Source organism: Gemmatimonadales bacterium (genome assembly GCA_030697825.1).
Classification (GTDB): domain Bacteria; phylum Gemmatimonadota; class Gemmatimonadetes; order Gemmatimonadales; family JACORV01; genus JACORV01.
This window is the reverse complement of record JAUYOW010000227.1, coordinates 1-2,936: the sequence shown is the minus strand read 5'-3', so window position 1 is coordinate 2,936 and position 2,936 is coordinate 1. Positions and strand designations below refer to the sequence as shown.

Genomic DNA, 2,936 nt, shown 5'->3' with positions numbered 1-2,936 from the left:
ACCTCCTCCACCAGGTCCCGCAACGCGACGAAATCTCCCGCGCGCTTGGACATGCGCACTTCCTCCCCGTGGCGCAGCACGGAGACGAGCTGTACGATGAGCGCCTCGAAGAAGTGCTCGCCGTGACCCAGGGCCATCATGGCGGCGCGCACCCGTGGCACGTAGCCGTGATGGTCGGCGCCCCAGACATCGATGGCGCGATCGAAGCCGCGCTCTGCCTTGTCCTGGTGATACGCGATGTCGGGCAGGAAGTACGTGTAGCTTCCGTCGGACTTCCGCAGCACGTGGTCCTTGTCGTCGCCGTGAGCGGTGGTGCGGAGCCAGAGCGCGCCATCCTCCTCGAAGACAACGCGGTGCTTCTTCAGCGACTCCAGTGTCCTCTCGATCGCCTGCTCCGCGTATAGCCTGCTCTCGTCGAAAAAGACGTCGAACCTCACCCGGAACTGTTCGAGCGTCTCCCGCTGCTCGGCTTTCATCGCCTCTATCGCGACGGCCCGGCACGCCTCGACACCCTCGGCCGGCGCCTTGTCGGCGAAGGCGGCGCCATACAGCCCGACCAACCGCTCGGCCAGCTCGACGAGATACGCGCCCTGATAACCCTGCTCCGGGATCGCCGCTTCGCGACCCACCTTCTGCTGCACGCGCGCCCACAGCGACTCGCCGAGGCGCTGGATCTGGGAGCCGCCGTCGTTGACGTAGAACTCGCGCGTCACCTGGTGCCCGAGCCACTCGAGCAACCGGGCCACGCAGTCCCCGAGCGCGGCCCCCCGGCCGTGAGCGACATGAAGCGGGCCAGTCGGGTTGGCACTAACGAACTCGACGTTGACTTTGAGCGTGTTCGCTGGGGGGGTGCGGCCGAACTCGCGCCCCTGAGCGAGGATCTCCCTGACCGTTTCGGCCAGCTGACCGGTCGCGAGGCGGAAGTTGATGAACCCGGGGCCGGCGATCTCGACCGCGGCGACTACTCCCGGAGGGAGCGCGAGCGCCGCGACGATCTTCTCCGCGATCTGCCGCGGAGCGGCGCGGAGCGGCTTGGACAGCGTCATCGCGAGGTTCGTGGCGAGGTCCCCGTGCGACTTCTCGCGCGGCGTCTCCAGCTCCACGACGACGCTCGCCGGGGCCCCGAGCATCGCCGCGACCCGCGCCAACTCGGCCCGGATCGCCTCCTGGGCCGCCACTAGTCGTCTTTCGGCTTGGACTTGGGGGTGGGAACGGGCTTGTCGCTACCGACAGTGTCGGGCTTCTTCTCGCCCGACGACTTGGTCTCGCCCGACGACTTCTTCTCGCCGGACGACTTGTCGCCGCTCTCCTGCTGCTTCGCCTTCTGCCCGGCGCGGCCGTAGTCCGTCAAGTAGAAGCCGGAGCCCTTGAAGACGAGACCGGCCCCGGCCGACATCTGGCGCTCCGCCTTCGCGCCGCACTTGGGGCACTTGGCGACGGGCTTGGCCGTCATCTTCTGGGACTCGTCGAACTTGTTCCTGCACTTCGGGCACTTGTACTCGTAAGTCGGCATGGCTCTCGGCTGGCTAATGCAAAGTGAGGCTTAAGGTTAGCCGACTTGCGAGGCCGAAGTCAAGCCGCTGCCGTGGCGTCCCCACACGCTTTCCATGGCCGCCGAGATCTCGCCGAGCGTGACGCGGGCCCGGACCGCTTCGAGGATCGGCTCCATCAATGGGGCCGCGGGCGAAGTGGCGGCCGCGCGCACGGCCTCGAGGGTGCGCGCCGTACGGCTTCGATCGCGTGAAGCACGGCCCGCATTCAGGCGTGCGATCTGCTTGGCCGCGAGCGCCGAGTAGTCCGGCGGGTGAGGCGGCGTCGCCGGCGCGTCGTCGGTGAACCGGTTCACGCCCACCACGACCTCTTCACCGCGCTCGATGGCCTGCTGAGCGGCATATGCCGAGCGATGGATCTCCGCCTGAATGAACCCGTCGGCGATGGCCTTGGCCGCGCCGCCGCGGCGCTCGACCTCCGCGAGCAAAGCGCGCGCCTTCTCCTCGACTTGGGCGGTGAGCGCCTCCACGTAAAAGCTGCCCGCTAGCGGATCGGTGGTGCGGGTGGCGCCGGACTCGAACGCCAACACCTGCTGGGTCCGGAGCGCGAGGCGCGCGGAATCGGGGGTGGGGAGCGCCAGCGCCTCGTCGTACGAGTTGGTATGGAGCGACTGCGTACCGCCGAGGATAGCGGCGAGCGCTTGGACGCTCACCCGCACCACGTTGACGAGCGGCTGCTGCGCGGTGAGCGCGGAGCCGGCGGTCTGGGTGTGGAAGCGGAGCCGGCAGGCAGCATCGCCGGCGCCGAACTCTTCCCTGAGGAGCGTGGCCCAGAGGCGGCGCGCCGCGCGGAACTTCGCCACTTCCTCGAACAGGTCGTTCCATGCGGCGAAGAAGAACGAGATGCGCGGCGCGAGCGCGTCGATGTCCAGGCCCGCGCGCTTGGCGCGCCGCAGGTACTCGAGAGCGTCGGCGAAAGTGAACGCCAACTCCTGAACGGCCGTAGCGCCGGCCTCGCGCATGTGGTAGCCGCTCACCGAGATGGGGTTGAAGTCGAGCTTCCGCTCCACCACGAACCGGAAGACGTCGGTGACGAGGCGCAGGCTCGGCTCCGGTGGGAAGATGTACGTGCCGCGCGCGATGTACTCCTTGAGCACGTCGTTCTGGATCGTCCCGCCGAGCTTCTCCCAAGCGACGCCCTGCTCTTCCCCGACCACGAGATACATGGCGAGGAGGATCGGCGCGGTGGCGTTGATGGTCATCGAGGTGGTGACCTGGTCGAGCGGGATCCCTTCGAAGACGCGTGCCAGGTCGTCCACCGTGTTGATCGCGACGCCGGCGCGACCCACTTCCCCCTCCGCGAGCGGGTGGTCGGAGTCGTAGCCCATCTGCGTGGGAAGATCGAACGCGGTGGAGAGGCCGGTCTGGCCGGCGGCGAGCAGCTCG

Annotated in this window: 3 protein-coding genes; all 3 read right to left on the bottom strand. The window is 68.4% G+C overall.

Features of this window, described 5'->3' with window-relative positions; translation table 11 throughout:
- The coding region (gene argS / locus Q8Q85_11765) for an arginine--tRNA ligase (GenBank protein ID MDP3774931.1) at window positions 1-1,178 on the bottom strand (1,178 nt) is incomplete at its 3' end.
- Window positions 1,178-1,513 carry a zinc ribbon domain-containing protein gene (locus Q8Q85_11760; GenBank protein ID MDP3774930.1) on the bottom strand — a complete coding sequence of 112 codons (336 nt, stop codon included), beginning with the start codon at window positions 1,511-1,513 and terminating at the stop codon, window positions 1,178-1,180. The genes Q8Q85_11760 and argS, both read right to left, overlap by 1 nt.
- 36 nt (window positions 1,514-1,549) lie before the next feature.
- On the bottom strand, window positions 1,550-2,936 hold a 1,387-nt coding region (locus Q8Q85_11755; GenBank protein ID MDP3774929.1), incomplete at its 5' end, for a methylmalonyl-CoA mutase family protein.